Here is a 16,972-nt window from a genome sequence, read left to right on the forward strand (position 1 = left end):
TCCATCGACACCGACGGCGACGTCGGCGTACTCCACCGTCCCGAGCGCGACGCCGTGGAGCGTCGTCGAGACCNGGTGTCGTCGGCCGCCACGACCGTGCCACCGGGGCCGACGGCGACGCCGCGGCCGCCACGGCGGTCGACCGCGTGGAGCGCGTTCCCGGCCGAGACGACCGCGAGCCAGTCGTAGCCGTCGTAGACGAACACCGAGCCGTCGTCGCCGACGACCGTGACCGTCTCGGCGTCGAGCATGGCGACGTCGTGGAGCGTCGTGCTCACGCCGTCGATGCCCACCGACCGCCACCGACCGTTCGAGGACCGGCGGTAGACGCTCCCGGTCGAGTCACAGAGATAGCTCGCCCGCGGGCGCGCGGCAATGGCGTCGGCGCTGTCCCCGCCGGAGGGTTTCGTGACGGTGCCCCACCGAACGGATCCCCCGGAGACGCGGCCCGTGAGGAGTTCCCCGGAGCCGTTGAGGAGGCGAACGCGCTCGTCGCCCGCGGGGCCGACGACCGCGACGTCCGCCCAGGAACTCGTCTTTCCCTTCGGGGCCGAGTGGTCGGTGATCTTCCCCTCTGCGACGTCGTAACGCCCGACCGCGCCGCTGTCGCCGCAGACCCAGACCCGCTCGCCGCCGGCGGTTGTGGCCGCGCCGGTGAGGCCGTTGCTCGCGTTCCCGGGGCCGCGCTCGACGACCGTCTCCCAGTCCTCGTCGGTGCGGGCGAGCACGCGGCCGCCCTCGCCGGCCGCGACCGGGCCGCGGCTGGTGAACACCACGTCGCGGAGCGCTTTCTTCGTCGGGGAGGAGACGCGCTGCCAGCCGTGGTTTGTCGTCGAATCGCCCAGACAGCCCGCGAGACCCACCGTGACGCTGCCCGCGAGCGCGAGCGCCGCCCGACGCGAGTAGCCGTGAGTGGTGTCGGGGCTCATGGCCGCTCCCCCGATGAATCCCGAAGTTCCTCGATGTAGTCGGGGGTCTCGCCGCGCGGCGTGAACGCGCCCGGCGCGGCGGTGCGTTTCGCGATGGTGGCGATCCGGACGATGAACGCGAAGAAGACCGCGAAGGGGAGGGAAGCCACCCCGAGCGCGACGCTCACGGCGAACAGCATCCCGGTGCCGTAGCCGCCCGCCGGAACGCCGTTGGCGAACAGCAAGATCAGGAACAGCGAGACGAGGAACGCGGCCATTCCCGTGTAGGCGATCAACCGTGAGAGCCGCGCGAGCTCCTGTTTGATGTAGAGCGCCTTGAAGTACTGTCGGATGACGTCCATCGAGACGAAGAGGTCGCGGAGGTCGGCGAGGAGGTCGTCGGCGCGCTCGGGGAGGTCGTCGTACTCGGCTTGAATGCGTCGAGCCTCGTTGACGTTCTCGGAGTAGCCGTCGCCCATCATCGGCAACAGGACCTCCATCAGCCGGAGGCGGTCGCCGTCGAGGCGGCCGTCGAGCCGCGTGGTCGCGGTGATGACCCGCCGGGCGTAGCGCTCGATCCGTGTTTCGAGCGCCTCGTCGCCGACGTCCGTGCAGGCGCGTTCGAGTTCGGCGGCCCGCTTCGAGAGCACGCCGTTGGCGAGCGCCGCGAACCGCCCCGGATCGGTGGGGCTCACCGCGGTGTCCGGCAGGCGGTCCTCGATGGTCGCGCGGAAGGCCGCGATGCCGTGGATCTGTTCGCGGAGGTCGTCGGGCGTCCCGAAGAGCTGTGAGATCGTGAGCTGGTTGACCGCGACGATGATCGGGACGAACGAGAACAGCCCCGCGATCACGGTGGTGAAGATGCTCGTCACGAAGTCGCTCCGGTCGATCCCGAACACCCCCGTGAGGCTCAGCGCGAACGCGACGACCACGATGCCGCCCACCAGCCCGCCGACGATCGCCCACCGTCGGCCCTCCAACAGGAACCACCGCTGGGCGCGGATCCGGCGGTCGCGTTCGGTGAGAAACGAGACCGCGAGCCGTCCGCCCGCCACCACCAGCCGCCCCGCGAGCCAGAGGAGTTCGACGAGAAGCGTCGTGACCACCCGGACGGCGGGATGGAGCGTCTCGAAGCGCGAGCCGTGACCGTCGTCGGATTCGCTGGCTTCGGTGGATCCGTCGGACTCGTCGGGTTCGGTAGATTCGGTGGATCCATTGGATTCGTTCGCGTCGCTGTGCGTCGGGTCGGTCGGTTCGGTCGAACTCGTTCGGTTCGTCGAGTCCGCAGGTGGGGTGTCGTCGGTCATGGGTCGGGAACTACCGCGATGAGGTCCGCGAGGCTACCGCTCGCGAGGTGGGCGAGGAAGGTCACGAGCGCCACGACGGCCGCCGCGAGCACGACCGCGCGGCGCAGCATCGTGCTCCGGGCCTTCCGGAGTTCGGACCAACTTCTCGGGTGGTAGCCGAGATACCAGAGACAGATGATCGCCGCGAGGTTGATCGAGAGCACGTTCAGGAGGACCACCGCCATGGAGCCGACGACCGCGGTGGGTCGCCCCCACGCGATACCGACGCCGACGACGCCGAGCGGCGGGATCATGGCGGCGGCGATCATCACGCCCACCAGCCCGATGTTGGCGGAGGTCGAGAGGCTGATCGCGCCCGCGAAACCCGCGCTCAGCGCGACCACGACGAGGAGGAAGCTCGACGCGGTGTAGTTGCTGAGGCCGAGCACCGCTTCGAGGTCGATCCCGGTGGGGACGAGATGGGTGGTTTTGACGACCAGCGCGAACCCGACCGCGCTCGCGACCGCCACGGCCGCGCCGAGCGCCTGGAACTTCAGGCTCCGGACGAAGAGCTTCTGGTCGTCGATCACGGTGGCGACCGAGGTCGCCATCGGCGGGCCGATCAGCGGCGCGATCACCATCGCGCCGACGAGCACGGAGACCGATTCGAGCATCACCCCGCCCGTGGCGACGACCGCGCTCACCGCCGTCAGGAGCGAGTAGATCGCCGGGTCGGGGATCAGGTCGGCGGCCTTCGAGTGGAGCTCGCCGCGCGAGATCCCCTGGTGACCCAGCCCCTCGACCTGCTCGAAGCGGTCGTCCGAGGGCCCCAGCCGCTCGGAAGTGACGGTCTCGGGTTCGACGACCACCGTGTACATGTCCGCACCGAGGTCGAGGTTCGCGAGCTCGGTCTGGATCGGTTCGACGGCGTTCGCCGGCACCGGAAACGAGACCGTCGCGGAGGTCTCGGGGTCGTCGGTGCGGTCGGAGACGGTGTAGTCCAGGTCGTTGTCGTCGAGGACGTCGAGCACGGTCTCGCGGGTCGAGCGCGACATCGTGATCACTTCGACGAGCCGCATGTCCTTGCGCGCCACCGGGCTTACACCCCCCGGCCGCGCGCCCATCGGTTTGGGGCAGTCGGCCGTCGTGTCGCGTGATTCGGTTCGGTCGTCGTGACTTGTCGTTGTAGTAGTGTATGCATGCGTCGGGGAGAACGTCGTGCCGCGCCCGCGGTCATCGGGCGGGCGTGGCGTCCGGGTCGTCGGCGTCGTCGAGTTCGGATCCGTCGGTCGTTCGTCGTCGATACAGCAAGTAGAGTGCGAGTAACAGGCTCACCATCGGTCGAAACACTTCACCGGTCGGTGGATCGCCCGGGCGGTCATCCGCAGCCGCTGCGTTGGCCCGGTCCGTAGCGCCCCTCGACGGTGTGGGCTGAAAAACACCGTCGACCGTCCGCCGCGACAGTCAGTCCGTCGGGACGGAACACCGGGTCGTCGTCCGGTTCGGGGCGCGGACCCTCAGGGCTCCCGGTCGGACTCCATCTCGATCTCCGTGACACCGTCGGAAGGAGTCCCGACGGGTTCGAGCAGCGATTTCACGGCTTCGAGGGTTTCGAGCCGGTCGCCGACCTCGGCGAGGAGGGCCGCGCGGCGCGCGCGGAAGCGGGCCTCGGTGTAGCCCTCGGGGTCGTCCGATTCGTCGAGCAGGTCGACCAGCTCCGTGAACAGCTCGCGCTCGGACAGCCGTTCCGGCGGCGTCTCGGGTGGGTTCATGGACGATTTTACGAACGAATCCGGACGACTTCGGTTTTATGGCATCGGCAGTGCAACTATCGACGTCCCATCGCGGGGCGACGGTTCGGACGTCGTCCGGTGAGAGGGGACGCGGCTCAGAACTGGACGAAGGTGTCCGGGTCGACCGCGTCGTCGAACGCACGGCCGTAGAGGGCGGCGACCGTCTCGCGGATGGCGGGGAGCTGGTCGGCCCCGTCGTCGCAGCCGCCCACGCACCGGGCAGTGATGCCGGTCTCGTACTGGTCGTACCGGAGCCGGCCGTGACACTGCGGACACCGGGGTTCGACGTGGGCGTGCATCCAGTCGACGTCGTAGCCGGCGGTCGCGAGCCGGCGTCGGAGCGCGTACCAGACGTGGACGTCCCAGGATCCGGCACCCTCGCCCGCCCGTTTGAGGCGTGCGAGCGCCAGCGCCGCCTTTCGGTAGAGCCGGTCGTCGGCGGGGTGATGACGGCCGTGACAGTCGCGGAACCGGTTGAACAGCGCGGCTTTCGAGGACCGGACCGCGCCGGTCGTGAACTCGCCCGCGGCCTGGGCCGCGAGCGAGCGCTCGTCCGCGGTGACGACCCGCTTCGGTCGGCCGGTCTCGTCGTAGTATCGTTCGTCGGAAAGCGATGCGCCCGTCTTCGGGCAGAAAGCGTCTTCTCCTATCATTGTTCGTCCTCCCGGTCGGGATGGTCGGGGCCGTTCCACGACCCGATGAAAGGGACCGTGACAGTGCCGGTGTCGGTCACCCATCCGGTCGATGCCGCGGGGGATACCCCCCTCGGGGGAGTGGCGAGAGGAAGTCGCCGGTCGGTAGTGGCCACTCCCGGTCGGCGGCACGACCGCTGCACTGGGCCTTGGGACGTCATCCGCGCAAGCGTGCGCGTCATCCGGTCCGGTCCTGTGATAAACCAAACTGTATTCTCCCGTAAAAAACGTTTCGTCGGTATAGAACGATGGGCTATTGTGGGAAACGGGGGACGCGGAGCCTACATCCCGAAGGCGACCGGGAGCGGGGGCTGGACGAGGAGTATCGCGAGGCCGGCGAGGAGCGCCGTGAGTCCCGTCGCGGTCGCGACCTCCCGACCCCAGTCGGGGAGGCGTTCGAGCGCGACCACGCCGGTCAGCACCACCATCCAGACGAGGTTCATCTCGCCGAAGAACGGCATGAGGAGGAAGAAGGGCCCGAAGCAGACCAGCACACAGCCGACCCCGTGGACCAGCCCGTTGGTGAAGCCGGCACCGAGGCCGTTCGCGTGGGCGTCGACGGACGCACAGCACGTCCGCAGCCGGGACTGCTTGTACGACGAGAGCTGATAGACCCCACAGCAGACGAGGACACCCCCGACGACGAGGGTGGTGTAGGTGCGCGTGACCCCGTAGATGCCGCCCGGCAGCACCGCGTCGAGCCCGAGCGGGAGCACGCCGGACCCCAGCCAGACGAGGTAGTACCCACCGAGAAAGCCCGTGACGGCGGTCGTGACCGCGAGCGCCGACCCCTCGTGGGCGGCGGCGTACTCCCGGACGAACCGGGTCATCGCGGGCTGCATCATCGCCCACATCATCACGCCCCACATCACGAGGTAGCCCGCGACCGCGCCGAGCGTGCCGACGTGGAACACCCCGCGCTCCATCGCCCCCGGCGCGGCCATCGGAATTCCCGCCTCCATCAGCCACGTCATCCCCGGCATCGGGAGGTGGCCGTCGTACACCAGCAGCCACCAGCCCACGTCGAGGAGGACCATCGTCGCCACGGCTGCGGTCGTCCGGTCGAGCGAGACGTCGAACCGGGCGGCGAGCCACGACCCGGTACCCTGGTCGGTCATCGGCCACCCACCGTCCGCTCGGGCGCTCGGCCACTGCCAACCGATTCGCGGTCGTCACGTCGGGGGCCGGGACGCGGAGCGAGGCGGTCGTTTTCGGTCCATCTCGTACGGTCCGTGTGGGGTGTCGTTCCCATCTCCGTTCATGAACGCGTCCGATCCCGAGTTAAAGTGTAAACATGCTGTTGGAAAATGATCCGTTCGAGCGCGCGGTCGCGGGTCGGCACCGTCCGGGTTCGTCGTGACCGGGGAACCGGAACGATTAACAGTTTTTAGGTCTGCCTAAATGTATGTCACGCGACGGCGTGAGACGAGTGGGGTCACAACGGGAGGCAGTCACGTGACCGAGTTCGGCGGGATCCGGTCGTGCATCGACGGTTCGCGAGCCCTTCCGCTCGGTTCGGGAGGGAGCCCGGAGACGAGCGAGCGCCCGCCCGTCGAACGCCGATGAGCGGGACGGCGCAGTACCTGCTGGCCGTCTACATCCTCGCGCAGCGAGGGGAGTCGCCGGTCGCGCCGGGTGCCATCGGCGACCTCCTCGGGAAGTCGCCGGCGACGGTCACCGAGATGCTCCAGCGGCTCGACGAGGAGGGATCGGTGAACTACGAGCCGTACCAGGGGGCGACGCTGACGGAACCGGGCCGCGAGCGCGCGGCGGCGCTCCACGAGACCTACGTCACCGTCTCGTGGTTCTTCCGGAGCGTGCTGGAACTCGACGAACACGAGGCGGAGGCGATGGAGATGGCCGGACTGGTGAGTCCGACGGTCGCGAGGCGGCTCGCGGCGACGCTCCCCTACGACGACCCGGCCGCGGACCGGTCGTGAACCACCATCGAGACGGGTTCCTTCGGCCGGGAGGTGATGGTCGGAACCACCTCGAGGTTCCGGTCGGAGGCGAGTTCGAGGTGGTAGTCCTGGTAGATCGTCGCCAGTAGCAGGCGGGCTTCGAGCATCGCGAATCGGTCGCCGATACACCGGCGCGGGCCGGCCGAGAACGGGAAGTACGCGAGATGTGGCAGCGACTGCTCGAACGCCCGCGTCCAGCGGTCGGGGTCGAACGCCAGCGGGTCGTCGTACCAGCGGGCGTCGCGATGAACCACCCACTGGTTCATGAAAACCTTCGCGCCGGCCGGGATCGGGTAGCCGCCGAGTTCGTCCGCCCCCTCGGCCTCCCGGACGATCCCGGGGACGGGAGGGAAGAGCCGCATGGACTCCTTCACGACCCGTTCGGTGTAGGCGAGGTCGGGGAGGTCGGCCATCGTCGGGCGCTCGCCGTCGAGGACCGAGTCGAGCTCCGCGACGAGTTTGGCCTCGGCCTCGGGATGCTGGGCGAGGAGGTAGGTGGTGTACGTCAGTGAAACCGCCGTCGTCTCGTGGCCCGCCGTGATGAGGGTGATCGCCTCGTCGCGGATCTGTTCGTCCGAGAGGGGATCGCCGTCGTCGTCGCTGGCGGCGAGCAGCATCGAGATCACGTCGTGCTCGCCGGGGTCGGCGCGTTTCTCGCGGACGATCTCGTCCACCACGCCGTCGAGGGTCTCGCGGGCGCGGGCCATCCGCCGGCGGGAGGGCAGGGGAACACCCTCTGGGAGCAGGAGGTTCGGGAGGCTCGAAGTCGCCGGCAGGAAGGCGTTGACGGCGCGTTCGATGTCGCCGACGTACCGGTCGATGTCGACGCCGAACAGCGCCTGCGAGACGATCCGGAGGGTGAGCTCCATCATGTCCTCGTGGATCGCCCGCGTCTCGCCGTCCTGCCAGTCCGCGAGCATCGTGTCGGTGAACGCCGTCATCATGTCGGCGTAGACCTGGATCCGCTTCGGGTGGAAGGACGGCTGGACGAGGTGACGGTTGCGCCGCCACGCCTCGCCCTCGCTGTTGAGGATGCCGTTGCCGGTGAGCGGGCCGAGCACGCGCTGGAACTGCTGGCCCTTCACGTAGTTGGTGTTGTTGTGGACCAGCACGCGCTCGATGTCGTCGGGGTGGTTGAGCTGATAGACCGGTCCCTGTGGGCTCTCCCAGTGGACGACGTCGCCGTACTCGTTCGCCATCCGCTCCCTGAACGCCAGCCCTCCGAGGACCGACCTGGGCATCGACCCGACCACGGGAAGCCCCGAGGGACCGGGAGGAAACTCGATATCTGCTGTGTCGTTGCTCATTCGACCTCTCCTACGCGGGCAGCGGGGTTGGGAGTTCCCCCTAGCATGATGGAATCCTTCATACGATCGTCGGACCGGCGCGAACCGAAGCCGAGGAGCTACCGGCGCGGGTCCCGAAGCGGTGGCATGGCCGCCGAGACCCTCCGTTCCGCGACGGTGTCGCTGACCGGGATGGCGCAGGACCCCGTCGTCGACCGGTTCGATCGGTCGGAGACGGTGTCGATCGAGGCGACCCGGTACCTCGGGCCGGTCGACGACGGGCGGTACGTCGGGCTCTCCGACCTCCGGGGCGACCTCGACGCCGCGCGGGAACTCCTCGCGGGGGTCGATCGGGTCGAACGCTACGACGTCGCCGGCACCGGCGAGCACGGCATCGTCTACGCCCACTACCGGAGCGCGGGCCTCACCGGCGACCTGCTCTCGATCCTGTACCGGAACGACATCGTGGTCGACTGGCCGATCGACCACCGACCCGCCGACGAACCGCGAACCCAGCTCACGGTGGTCGGCACCGCCGTCGGCATCCGGCGGGCGGTGGCGGCGCTCCCCGATCAGGTCTCGCTCTCGGTCGAGCGGGTGGGGCGGTTCGATCCGGACGGAGCCGACTCCCTCCTCACCGAGCGCCAGGCGGCGCTGCTCGACCTGGCGGTCCGCGAGGGGTACTACGAGGTGCCGCGCGGGACGACCCACCGCGCGCTCGCCGATCGGCTCGACCTCGCGCCGGGCACCGTGAGCGACCGGCTCCAGCGGATCGAACGCCGGGTGATGACCGCCTACGTCGCCGACCGGGCCTGAGCCGCGCGAGCCGGCCCGACGAATCGATGTGCGTTCGTACGCTATATTTCGAACAGAAACGAACGGGAAAACGACTAAGATTGCAGAAACGAAAACGGAAGCCGACGACCATTCATGCTACCCGCAACGCGACGACGGACGGTCATCGAACTGGTTTCCGAGAAGGGGGGCTGTTCGGTGAACGAGCTCGCCACGGAACTCGAGGTCTCGAAGGCGACCGTTCGTCGCGACCTCGGCGCGCTCGCGGAGGAGGGCCTGGTCGAACGCACCCACGGCGGCGCGGTCCCGGTGACGAGCGTGGGCCGCGAACGGAGCCACCAGCAAAAGGGGATCCGGAACCTCACCGAGAAGGCGACGATCGCCGAGCGCGCGGCCGCGGAGATGGCCGGCGAGCAGGTGGTGTTCTTCGACTCGGGGACGACCACGATGGAGGTGGCCAAACGGATATCGACCGACGAGGCCGCCCTGGCGGTCACGAACTCGCCGCTCGTCGCGCTCGAACTCGCCGCCGAGGAGCGTGACGTGAAGCTCACCGGCGGGACGTTGCGCGGCAGAACACGAGCCCTGGTGGGCCCGACCGCCGAGGGGTTCATGGAACGGATGCGCTTCGACCTCCTCGTGCTGGGGACGAACGCGGTGGACGCCGACGGGCTGATGACGCCGAACGAGGCGGAGGCGAGGATGAAGGAGCTCATGATCGAGCGCTCGAAGCGGGTCGTTCTCGTCGCCGACCACACCAAACTCGGCGAGCGCAGCGTGGTCCGGTTCGCCGACCTCGCGGCCGTCGACACGTTCGTCACGGACCGACCGCCCGGCGAGACCGAACGCGGATCGCTCGAAAACGCCGACGTCCGGATGCTGGTGGGTGAATCGTGATCCTGACGGTGACGTTGAACCCCGCCGTCGACCACACGGTTCGCCTCGACGAGTCCCTGGAAGCCGGCCGCGTCCAGCGCGCGAGCGAGGCACGGTTCGACGCCGGCGGGAAGGGGATCAACGTCGCGAAGTATCTCGACGAGCTCGGTGCAGAGACGCTGGCGACGGGGGTTCTGGGGGGCTTCCTCGGGGAGTTCGTTGCGACGCGGCTGACAGCCGACGGGATCGCACACGACTTCGTCGAGACCGACGGCCGAACCCGGCTGAACACCACCGTCCTCACCGACGCCGAGTACAAGATCAACCACCGCGGGCCGTCGGTCGACGGGTCGGTCGTCGACAGAGTGATCGAGCGGATCGAGCGCCACGACCCCGAGACGGTCGTCGTGGCGGGGAGCCTTCCCCCGAGCCTCGGGGTCGAGGCCGTCGACCGGATCGCGGCGTCGGCGGACTGGGAGACGGTCGTCGACGTCGGTGGTGAACAGCTCGACCGGCTCGCGGGGAGCTACACGCTCTGCAAACCGAACCGGGCGGAGCTCGCGGCGGCGACGGGCGCGCCGACCGCGACCGTCGAGGAGTGCGCCCGGGCCGCGGAGGCGCTCCGATCGACCGGCTTCGAACGGGTCGTCGCCTCGCTGGGTGCCGACGGCGCGCTCGTCGCCACGCGGTCCGGGACCGTCCACGTCCCCGCACCCGAGGCCGAGGTAGTCGATACGGTCGGGGCGGGCGACGCGCTGCTCGCGGGCGTGCTGGCGGCGCTCGCCGAGGGAAAGCCCGACGAGGACGCCCTCCGGGACGGGGTCGCCGTCGCGTCCCGTGTCGTCGGCGTTCCGGGCACCACGATCCCCGCCCGGTCGTCCGTCGGCGACCCGATGGACTGACCCCGGGTCGGGACGGATCGACCGTTTGCACGGTTTCCCGCCGTTCGTGAGGTTTCGATCTGAAACGATCACGTTCGGTAGTATTTAGGCGATATAGAACGATCGTCGAGGAGAGTTCCATGGCCACCAGCGATTCGATGGAGGCGGCGATCAGGTCGTATCTCACGTCGGTAAAGGAGGACCTGATGACCGGCGTATCGCACATGATCCCGTTCGTCACGATCGGCGGGATCTTCCTCGCGCTGGCCTACGCGTCGGCGTCGGTCTTCGGCGACGTCAGGTCGGTGTTCGACGCGACGGGAACCCTCGGCTGGTTCCTCGCGCAGGTCGGCAACGCGGGGTTGACGATCATGGTCCCGATCCTCGGGGCCTACATCGCGTACGCGATCGCCGATAGACCCGGGCTCGCACCCGGGTTCCTCCTGTCGTACATCATCCAGCAGGGCGAGGTGCTCGCGGCCGCCGGCGACGTCGTCGGGCTCTCGGGCGGCGAAGCGGGAGCGGGCTACCTCGGTGCGCTCGTCGCCGGGCTGCTCGCGGGCTACGTCGCGCGCTGGTTCAAGCGGCGCTCGGTCCCCGAGTTCATCAAGCCGATGATGCCCGTGTTGATCGTCCCGGTCCTGACGATGGTGATCCTCTCGCCGATAGTGATCTTCGTGCTCGGCGTGCCGGTGGCCATCGCGAATGCCGGCCTCACGAGCTTCCTGAGCGGGATGCAGGGGAGTCAGGCGCTTCTCGTCGGCGCGATCCTCGGTGGGATGATGGCGCTCGACATGGGCGGGCCGATCAACAAGGTCGCCTACGTCTTCTCGGTGGGGCTCATCACCGAACAGATCTACGCGCCGATGGCGGCGGTGATGATCGGTGGGATGATCCCCCCACTGGGGCTCGCGCTCTCGAACTTCGTCGCGCCCCAGAAGTACACCGCGGAGATGTACGAGAACGCCAAGAGCGCCGTCCCGCTCGGGCTCTCGTTCATCACCGAGGGCGCGATCCCCTACGGCGCGGCCGACCCGCTCCGCGTGATCCCCGCGATCGTCGCCGGGAGCGCGGTCGGCGGCGCGGCCTCGATGGGGCTCGGAGTCACGATGCCGGCCCCGCACGGCGGGATCTTCGTGGTCCCGCTCTCGAACCAGCCGTTCGCCTTCCTCGGCTGTATCGTCCTCGGAACCCTCGTGACGGCCGCGATCGCGACGCTCCTCAAACCCGACTTCGAGGTCACCGTCGCGGACCTCGAACGCGGGAGCGGGACGGCCGGGGCGACGGAGACACCGCGGTCGGCGGACGACTAACGCCACGATCGAACACAACACACATCATACAGCCACGAGATGGGACATGCAATGCTCTACGACATCGACCAACTGATGCCGACCGACCTGATCACGCTCGCCGAACCACCCACCGAGAAGGAGGCCGCGATCGAGCACCTCCTCGACGTGGTGGTCGACGCCGGGCGCGTCGCCGACCGCGAGGCGGCGCTCGCGGCGCTCCTCACGCGCGAGGAGGAGACCACGACCGGGGTCGGGAAGGGGATCGCGATCCCCCACGCCCAGACGGACGCCATCGACCAGGCCTCGGTGGCCTTTTGCCGGTCCTCGGCGGGCCTCGACTTCGACTCGATGGACGACGAACCCGCCCACCTGGTCTTCATGATCCTCGTTCCGGAGGGCGGCAGCGACGAACACCTCGGGATCCTCGCCTCGCTCTCGCGCTCGCTGATGCACGACGACGTGCGCGAGTCGCTCCACGAGGCGGAGACCCCCGAGGAAGTCCAGGCCACCATGGAGGCGGCGATCGACGATGACTGAACGCACGGTGACGGTGGTTCCGGAGGCCGGCCTCCACGCACGGCCCGCCTCACAGTTCGTTCAGACCGCGAACGAGTACGACTGCGACATCGAAGTCGGGGCCGCCGACGGCGACCTCGTGGACGCGCGGAGCATGCTCGCCGTCACGAGTCTCGGGGTCGGCCACGACGAGGAGGTCCGACTGGTCGCGGAGGGCGACGACGAGGAGGCCGCGCTCGACGCGCTCGAAACCGTGCTCTCGACGCCGGAGGGTGAGGAGTGACCCGGCGTTCATGACCGAACGAACGCTTGGCGGCATCGGCGCGACGCCGCTCTCGGCCGTGGGTTCCGTCGTGTGGTACCGACCCGACGACGCCATCGACCTCCCGGAGCCACCGGCAAGCGAGACGGTCGACCCGAGTGCGGAGCGCGAGCGCTTCGAGGAAGCGAGGGAGCGAGCCCACGACGAACTGGAGACCGAACGCGAGCGGGCGGCCGAACGTGTCGGGAGCGACGAAGCGGCGGTGTTCGAGGCCCACAGCCAGTTCCTCGACGACCCCCAGATCGAAGACGGGGTCGAAAACGGGATCGAGGGGGGACTGCCGGCCGAGCACGCCGTCAGGGAGGGCTTCGCGAGCGGTATCGAGCAGTTCGAGGGGATGGAGGGGCGGATGGCCGAGCGCGCCGACGACCTCCGGGACGTCCGCGACCGCCTCGTGCGGCTCCTGACGGGTGCAGAGCGACTGGACCTCTCCGCGCTGCCCGACGGATCGGTGGTGGTCGCCGAGCGGCTCACGCCGAGCGACACCGCGCAGTTGGACCCCGATTCGGTGGCGGGGTTCGTCACCGCCACGGGCGGGCGGACCTCCCACGCCGCTATCTTCGCGCGCTCGCTCGCGCTACCCGCCGTCGTCGGCGTCGGGGACGAACTCCTCGAGATCGAGGACGGGACGACGGTCGTCGTGGACGGCGAGGCGGGCGACGTCGTGGTCGAGCCGAGCGAGGAGACCCGTGAACGGGCGGCCGAAACCGACCGCGCCGAAGTCCGCCACGAACCGGTGACGACGGCGGATGGTCGGGGGATCGAGGTGGCCGCGAACGTCGGCCAGCCGGTCGAGGTCGAGGGCGCGATCGAGCGCGGGGCCGACGGGGTGGGGCTCTACCGCACCGAGTTCCTCTTCCTCGACCGCGAGGATCCCCCCGGCGAGGAGGAGCAATACGAGACCTACCGCGAGGCGCTCGCGGCGTTTCCCGAGGGTCGCGTGGTGGTCCGGACCCTCGACATCGGGGGTGACAAGCCGATCCCCTACCTCGACCTCTCCGAGGAGGAGAACCCGTTCCTCGGCGAACGCGGGATCCGACGGTCGCTCGGACCCGACGAGGAGCTGTTCGAGACCCAGCTCCGGGCGCTGATCCGTGCCGCGGGCGAGACCGAGGGCGACTTGGCCATCATGTTCCCGCTGGTCGCCACGATAGAGGAGTTCGAGGCCGGGCGCGAGCGGGTCGAAGAAGTGATTTCGGAGCTCGAATCGGCTGGCGAACCCGTCGAGCGGCCCGAGGTCGGGACGATGATCGAGACGCCGGCGACGGCGTTTCTGGCACCGGATCTGGCCGCCCGCGCGGACTTCCTCTCGGTCGGCACGAACGACCTCACCCAGTACGTGATGGCCGCCGACCGGGGTAACGAACGCGTCGCCGACCTCCACGACCCCTGCCAGCCCCCCGTGGTGCGCGCGCTCCGGCAGGTCGTCGAGGCCACCGAGGGAACCGACACCTGGGTCGGGATGTGTGGCGAGATGGCGGGCGACCCCGCGCTGACCGAGCTCCTCGTCGGTCTCGGGTTCGACGAGTTGAGCATGAGCGCCGTCACGCTCCCCGAGGTCAAGGCGCGAATCGAGTCAGTGGACACGAGCGAAGCGGAGGGCCTCGCCGAGCGCGTGCTCGACGCGAGCACGAAGGATGAGGTACGCGAACTACTACCACGAGACAACGAGGAACCCAACCAATGAAACTCGTCGCAGTCACGTCCTGTCCGACCGGTATCGCACACAGCCAGATGGCCGCCGAGAGCCTCGAACAGACCGCCGAGCAGCTCGGCCACGAGATCCACGTCGAGATCCAGGGGGCGATGGGGGCCGAGAACGAACTCGGGAAAGCAACGATCGCCGACGCGGACGCGGCGATCATCGCCGCCGACACCGCGGTCTCGCGCGACCGGTTCGAGGCCGCGGACGTCCCCGTCGTCAAGGCCACCGTGAAGGCCGCGATCAACGACACCGAATCCCTGTTCGAGCGCGCCAGCGAAGCCGTCGGGGACGGTGAGGCGACCGACCCCGAAACGGCCGAGGGCGAGGCGGCCGCGTCGGGCGGATCCGAGGACGGTGAAACGGGATCCGAGGTCGGCGCGAACACCGAGGGTCTGAGTCCGGACCAGATCGGCGGCGACCCGCGGAAGGGGCTGTTCGCCCGCGTGAAGCGCCGGTTCTCGTAGCGACGATAGGTCGAACTTTTCCTGCCGACGAAGGCGAGACGAGTCGTCAGTACCCGAGTCGATCGAGAGTAGCATCGAGCGCGTCGTGGTAGCGACCGCCGAACAGCGAGACGTGTATCAGGAGCGGGTAGAGCCGGTAGACGTACCGACGGCGCTCGAAGAAGCCGGACTCGATCCCGCGGCGCTCCCGATAGCGCTCGAAGAACGCCTCCCCGAACGTGCCGGTCCAGTCGATGTACGCGAGTTCGATCTCGGGGTGGGCGTAGTAGACCGCGGGGTCGAGGAACGCGGTGACGCGGCCGTCGCGCGAGAGGACGTTCGTGGTCCAGACGTCGCCGTGGATCGGGGACGGGGAATCCGGCTCGGCGAGGAGGCCATCGAGGTCGGCACAGACGGCCTCGACCCGCTCGTCGATCCCCGGTGCGAACTCGCGGGCCGAGAGGAGCTGTCGGAGCCGGTGGTCGCGGTAGAACGCGACCCAGGAATCGGTCCAGGGGTTCGGCTGTTCGATCGGGCCGACGACCGTGTCGCGTTCGAAGCCGTAACTCGGCCCCTGCCGGTCGTGGAGCGCGGCGAGACGGTCGGCGGCGTCCCTCGCGACGGCCGCGTCGTGGCTCGTTTCGCCCTCGACGTACTCGACGACCAGCAGGTCCGACGACGCGTGGTGGACGTCGGGAACGGGCAGGTCGGTGTGGCTAGCGAGGAACCGAAGCATCCAGCCTTCGAGGTCGAGCGGCGTCCCGCCGACCTTCGCGACGACCCGTCGACCGTCGGCGAGCGTCGAGCGATAGACCGTCCCTATCTGCCCGCCCGAGAGCTCCGTGAACGAGACGGGGGCCGAACCGAGGGCCGCACCGACCTCGGTTTCGGGGGGAGCGCTCATGTGGAGGCGGTCCGGTCCGCGCGGGGATGAACGTGGTCCATCGGGTTCGCCTGCCGGACGGCTCGTCGTCGTGTCGGTCGCGACGTGGTGCGGTGGGATGGCCGAACGATCCGGGTCAGTTGGACGGGTCGCGCCCGAGGGTGTGGAAGACCTCGTTCGGGCGGATGTCGGCGAACGTCGACATCCGGTTCGAGAGGTTGAAGAAGGCGGTGACGCTCGCGATGTCCCAGACCGCCTTCTCCGGGAAGCCCGCCTCGCGGAGCCGCCGGACGTCCGCCGAGTCGACGCGTCCGGGGGATTCGGTGAGCTTCACGGCCACGTCGAGCATCGCGCGGTGGGGTTCCGCGAGGTCGGCGGCGCGGTGGTTTGCGGCGAGCTGGTCGGCGAGCAGCGGGTCGTCGCCGTAGATGCGGAGGAGCGCGCCGTGGGCGACGACACAGTAATAGCAGTCGTTCGCGCCGCTGACCGCCACGATTATCATCTCTATCTCCTCGCGTTCGAGCGCGGTGTGCTCGACCAGCGCGTCGTGGTAGGCGAAGAAGGCCCGGAAGTGCGAGGGACGGTAGGCGAACGCCGAGAAGACGTTGGGCGTGAACCCCGCGTCCTCGGTCTCGCGCTCGATGCGCTCGCGTACGTCGTCCGGAAGCGTCTCGGGGTCGGGAACGGGAAACTCGCCCATCGGTTCCATATCCGACCGACGACGGTCGGTGTGGGCTTCAACCTTCGGGGGCTCAGCGGTACGAATCCAGCCACCGGCTGAGCACGAACAGCACGCCGTAGCCGATCAGCCCGAGGACGAACACCGTCGCGGGGATGACGAACGGCCCGAACGTTCGGAACAGCGTATCGACGACCGTCTCGAACGCCATCGCCAACCCCGTCATAGTCGGGTCTCGGCAGCCGCGGGCTTAACTCTTTGACTCCGGCACGACGAACCTCGAACCCGGATTCAGAGCTCGTCCTGGGATTTGAGCTGCTCGATGACGTCGTCGACGAAGTTCTCGGGGCTCTCATAGGGGAAGTCGCCACCGGAGAGCTTGGTGTTGAGCTCCATCGCGGTCATCGAGAAGTCGCCCGACTCGAACTTCGTCGACGGGCCGTTCGGCAGCGCCGGCACGAGGTCCATCGGGCTCGAGATCGGATAGTCCGCACCTTCGAACGCGTCGATCATCTGGGATCTGAGTTCGTCTTCGTCTGCCATAGCACCCAGAGTTGACCGAGAATCAGCAAAAACGTTGGGGAACGCCGAGTCCGTTGGTCGGAATTGTTGGGTGTTTAGCTGTCTCTTATACACATCTCTGATGGCGCG

At 68.9% G+C, this 16,972-nt stretch carries 19 protein-coding genes; 9 read left to right on the forward strand and 10 right to left on the reverse strand.

Annotated elements, in window-relative coordinates:
• Positions 1-925 precede the first annotated feature (925 nt).
• From C447_RS02405 to C447_RS02425, 5 genes are all read right to left on the reverse strand, one after another.
• On the reverse strand, positions 926-2,215 hold the full coding sequence (locus tag C447_RS02405) for a hypothetical protein (RefSeq protein ID WP_007690555.1): 1,290 nt from the start codon (positions 2,213-2,215) through the stop codon (positions 926-928).
• Positions 2,212-3,288 carry a TIGR00341 family protein gene (locus tag C447_RS02410; RefSeq protein WP_237713483.1) on the reverse strand — a complete coding sequence of 359 codons (1,077 nt, stop codon included), beginning with the start codon at positions 3,286-3,288 and terminating at the stop codon, positions 2,212-2,214. The genes C447_RS02405 and C447_RS02410 overlap by 4 nt, the downstream gene beginning before the upstream one ends.
• 423 nt (positions 3,289-3,711) lie before the next feature.
• Complete coding sequence (locus C447_RS02415; RefSeq protein WP_007690560.1) at positions 3,712-3,966, reverse strand: hypothetical protein; 255 nt, start codon at positions 3,964-3,966, stop codon at positions 3,712-3,714.
• A 116-nt stretch (positions 3,967-4,082) separates the two neighbouring features.
• Positions 4,083-4,640, reverse strand: a complete 558-nt coding sequence (locus tag C447_RS02420; RefSeq protein ID WP_007690561.1) for a hypothetical protein — start codon at positions 4,638-4,640, stop codon at positions 4,083-4,085.
• A gap of 320 nt (positions 4,641-4,960) precedes the next feature.
• The gene (locus C447_RS02425; RefSeq protein ID WP_007690562.1) at positions 4,961-5,797 is read right to left on the reverse strand and encodes a DUF2182 domain-containing protein; all 837 of its coding nucleotides are present in this window, start codon (positions 5,795-5,797) and stop codon (positions 4,961-4,963) included.
• Between the two features lie 444 nt (positions 5,798-6,241).
• Between C447_RS02425 and C447_RS02430 the strand changes: the two genes are divergently transcribed.
• Positions 6,242-6,619 (forward strand): metal-dependent transcriptional regulator, encoded by a 378-nt coding sequence (locus C447_RS02430; protein WP_007690563.1) that lies wholly within the window; start codon positions 6,242-6,244, stop codon positions 6,617-6,619.
• Here the strand turns inward: C447_RS02430 and C447_RS02435 are convergent.
• Positions 6,589-7,947, reverse strand: coding sequence for a cytochrome P450 (locus C447_RS02435; protein ID WP_029602014.1), 1,359 nt, complete (start codon positions 7,945-7,947; stop codon positions 6,589-6,591). The two genes, C447_RS02430 and C447_RS02435, sit on opposite strands and share 31 nt — an antisense overlap.
• A gap of 126 nt (positions 7,948-8,073) precedes the next feature.
• Here C447_RS02435 and C447_RS02440 point away from each other — a divergent pair, with 126 nt between their 5' ends.
• The 8 genes from C447_RS02440 to C447_RS02475 all read left to right on the forward strand — a co-directional run bounded on the left by C447_RS02440 (position 8,074) and on the right by C447_RS02475 (position 14,780).
• Complete coding sequence (locus C447_RS02440) at positions 8,074-8,742, forward strand: helix-turn-helix domain-containing protein (RefSeq protein WP_007690565.1); 669 nt, start codon at positions 8,074-8,076, stop codon at positions 8,740-8,742.
• Between the two features lie 114 nt (positions 8,743-8,856).
• A complete protein-coding gene (glpR, locus tag C447_RS02445; protein WP_007690567.1) occupies positions 8,857-9,618 on the forward strand; it encodes an HTH-type transcriptional regulator GlpR in 762 nt (253 codons plus the stop codon).
• Positions 9,615-10,499: a 1-phosphofructokinase gene (gene pfkB, locus C447_RS02450; protein ID WP_007690568.1), complete on the forward strand. Its 885-nt coding sequence runs from the start codon at positions 9,615-9,617 to the stop codon at positions 10,497-10,499. Before glpR ends, pfkB begins: the two co-directional genes overlap by 4 nt.
• A 119-nt stretch (positions 10,500-10,618) precedes the next feature.
• Positions 10,619-11,791, forward strand: a complete 1,173-nt coding sequence (locus C447_RS02455; protein ID WP_007690570.1) for a PTS fructose transporter subunit IIC — start codon at positions 10,619-10,621, stop codon at positions 11,789-11,791.
• Positions 11,792-11,842: 51 nt separating this feature from the next.
• Positions 11,843-12,310, forward strand: a complete 468-nt coding sequence (locus C447_RS02460; RefSeq protein WP_007690572.1) for a PTS sugar transporter subunit IIA — start codon at positions 11,843-11,845, stop codon at positions 12,308-12,310.
• Positions 12,303-12,572 carry a phosphocarrier protein HPr gene (gene ptsH1, locus C447_RS02465; protein WP_007690574.1) on the forward strand — a complete coding sequence of 90 codons (270 nt, stop codon included), beginning with the start codon at positions 12,303-12,305 and terminating at the stop codon, positions 12,570-12,572. Before C447_RS02460 ends, ptsH1 begins: the two co-directional genes overlap by 8 nt.
• A gap of 10 nt (positions 12,573-12,582) precedes the next feature.
• On the forward strand, positions 12,583-14,298 hold the full coding sequence (gene ptsP / locus C447_RS02470) for a phosphoenolpyruvate--protein phosphotransferase (protein ID WP_049904323.1): 1,716 nt from the start codon (positions 12,583-12,585) through the stop codon (positions 14,296-14,298).
• A complete protein-coding gene (locus C447_RS02475; RefSeq protein WP_007690576.1) occupies positions 14,295-14,780 on the forward strand; it encodes a PTS fructose transporter subunit IIB in 486 nt (161 codons plus the stop codon). Before ptsP ends, C447_RS02475 begins: the two co-directional genes overlap by 4 nt.
• 46 nt (positions 14,781-14,826) lie before the next feature.
• Here the strand turns inward: C447_RS02475 and C447_RS02480 are convergent, their stop codons facing one another.
• From C447_RS02480 to C447_RS02490, 4 genes are all read right to left on the reverse strand, one after another.
• Entirely contained in the window at positions 14,827-15,663 is an 837-nt protein-coding gene (locus C447_RS02480) for a fructosamine kinase family protein (protein ID WP_007690577.1), read from the reverse strand.
• 115 nt (positions 15,664-15,778) lie between these two features.
• Positions 15,779-16,351, reverse strand: a complete 573-nt coding sequence (locus C447_RS02485; protein WP_007690579.1) for a peroxidase-related enzyme — start codon at positions 16,349-16,351, stop codon at positions 15,779-15,781.
• Between the two features lie 43 nt (positions 16,352-16,394).
• A complete protein-coding gene (locus C447_RS17835; RefSeq protein ID WP_153300669.1) occupies positions 16,395-16,547 on the reverse strand; it encodes a hypothetical protein in 153 nt (50 codons plus the stop codon).
• A gap of 65 nt (positions 16,548-16,612) precedes the next feature.
• The gene (locus C447_RS02490; RefSeq protein ID WP_007690581.1) at positions 16,613-16,864 is read right to left on the reverse strand and encodes an MTH865 family protein; all 252 of its coding nucleotides are present in this window, start codon (positions 16,862-16,864) and stop codon (positions 16,613-16,615) included.
• Positions 16,865-16,972 lie beyond the last annotated feature (108 nt).

The sequence above is a fragment of the Halococcus hamelinensis 100A6 genome (assembly GCF_000336675.1).
Classification (GTDB): domain Archaea; phylum Halobacteriota; class Halobacteria; order Halobacteriales; family Halococcaceae; genus Halococcus; species Halococcus hamelinensis.

Coding starts and splice junctions, on each gene's coding strand:
- C447_RS02405 (WP_007690555.1), bottom strand. CDS start 2,215: ATGACCGACGACACCCCACCTGCGGACTCGACGAACCGAACGAGTTCG.
- C447_RS02415 (WP_007690560.1), bottom strand. CDS start 3,966: ATGAACCCACCCGAGACGCCGCCGGAACGGCTGTCCGAGCGCGAGCTG.
- C447_RS02420 (WP_007690561.1), bottom strand. CDS start 4,640: ATGATAGGAGAAGACGCTTTCTGCCCGAAGACGGGCGCATCGCTTTCC.
- C447_RS02425 (WP_007690562.1), bottom strand. CDS start 5,797: ATGACCGACCAGGGTACCGGGTCGTGGCTCGCCGCCCGGTTCGACGTC.
- C447_RS02430 (WP_007690563.1), top strand. CDS start 6,242: ATGAGCGGGACGGCGCAGTACCTGCTGGCCGTCTACATCCTCGCGCAG.
- C447_RS02435 (WP_029602014.1), bottom strand. CDS start 7,947: ATGAGCAACGACACAGCAGATATCGAGTTTCCTCCCGGTCCCTCGGGG.
- C447_RS02440 (WP_007690565.1), top strand. CDS start 8,074: ATGGCCGCCGAGACCCTCCGTTCCGCGACGGTGTCGCTGACCGGGATG.
- glpR (WP_007690567.1), top strand. CDS start 8,857: ATGCTACCCGCAACGCGACGACGGACGGTCATCGAACTGGTTTCCGAG.
- C447_RS02455 (WP_007690570.1), top strand. CDS start 10,619: ATGGCCACCAGCGATTCGATGGAGGCGGCGATCAGGTCGTATCTCACG.
- C447_RS02460 (WP_007690572.1), top strand. CDS start 11,843: ATGCTCTACGACATCGACCAACTGATGCCGACCGACCTGATCACGCTC.
- ptsH1 (WP_007690574.1), top strand. CDS start 12,303: ATGACTGAACGCACGGTGACGGTGGTTCCGGAGGCCGGCCTCCACGCA.
- ptsP (WP_049904323.1), top strand. CDS start 12,583: ATGACCGAACGAACGCTTGGCGGCATCGGCGCGACGCCGCTCTCGGCC.
- C447_RS02475 (WP_007690576.1), top strand. CDS start 14,295: ATGAAACTCGTCGCAGTCACGTCCTGTCCGACCGGTATCGCACACAGC.
- C447_RS02480 (WP_007690577.1), bottom strand. CDS start 15,663: ATGAGCGCTCCCCCCGAAACCGAGGTCGGTGCGGCCCTCGGTTCGGCC.
- C447_RS02485 (WP_007690579.1), bottom strand. CDS start 16,351: ATGGAACCGATGGGCGAGTTTCCCGTTCCCGACCCCGAGACGCTTCCG.
- C447_RS17835 (WP_153300669.1), bottom strand. CDS start 16,547: ATGACGGGGTTGGCGATGGCGTTCGAGACGGTCGTCGATACGCTGTTC.
- C447_RS02490 (WP_007690581.1), bottom strand. CDS start 16,864: ATGGCAGACGAAGACGAACTCAGATCCCAGATGATCGACGCGTTCGAA.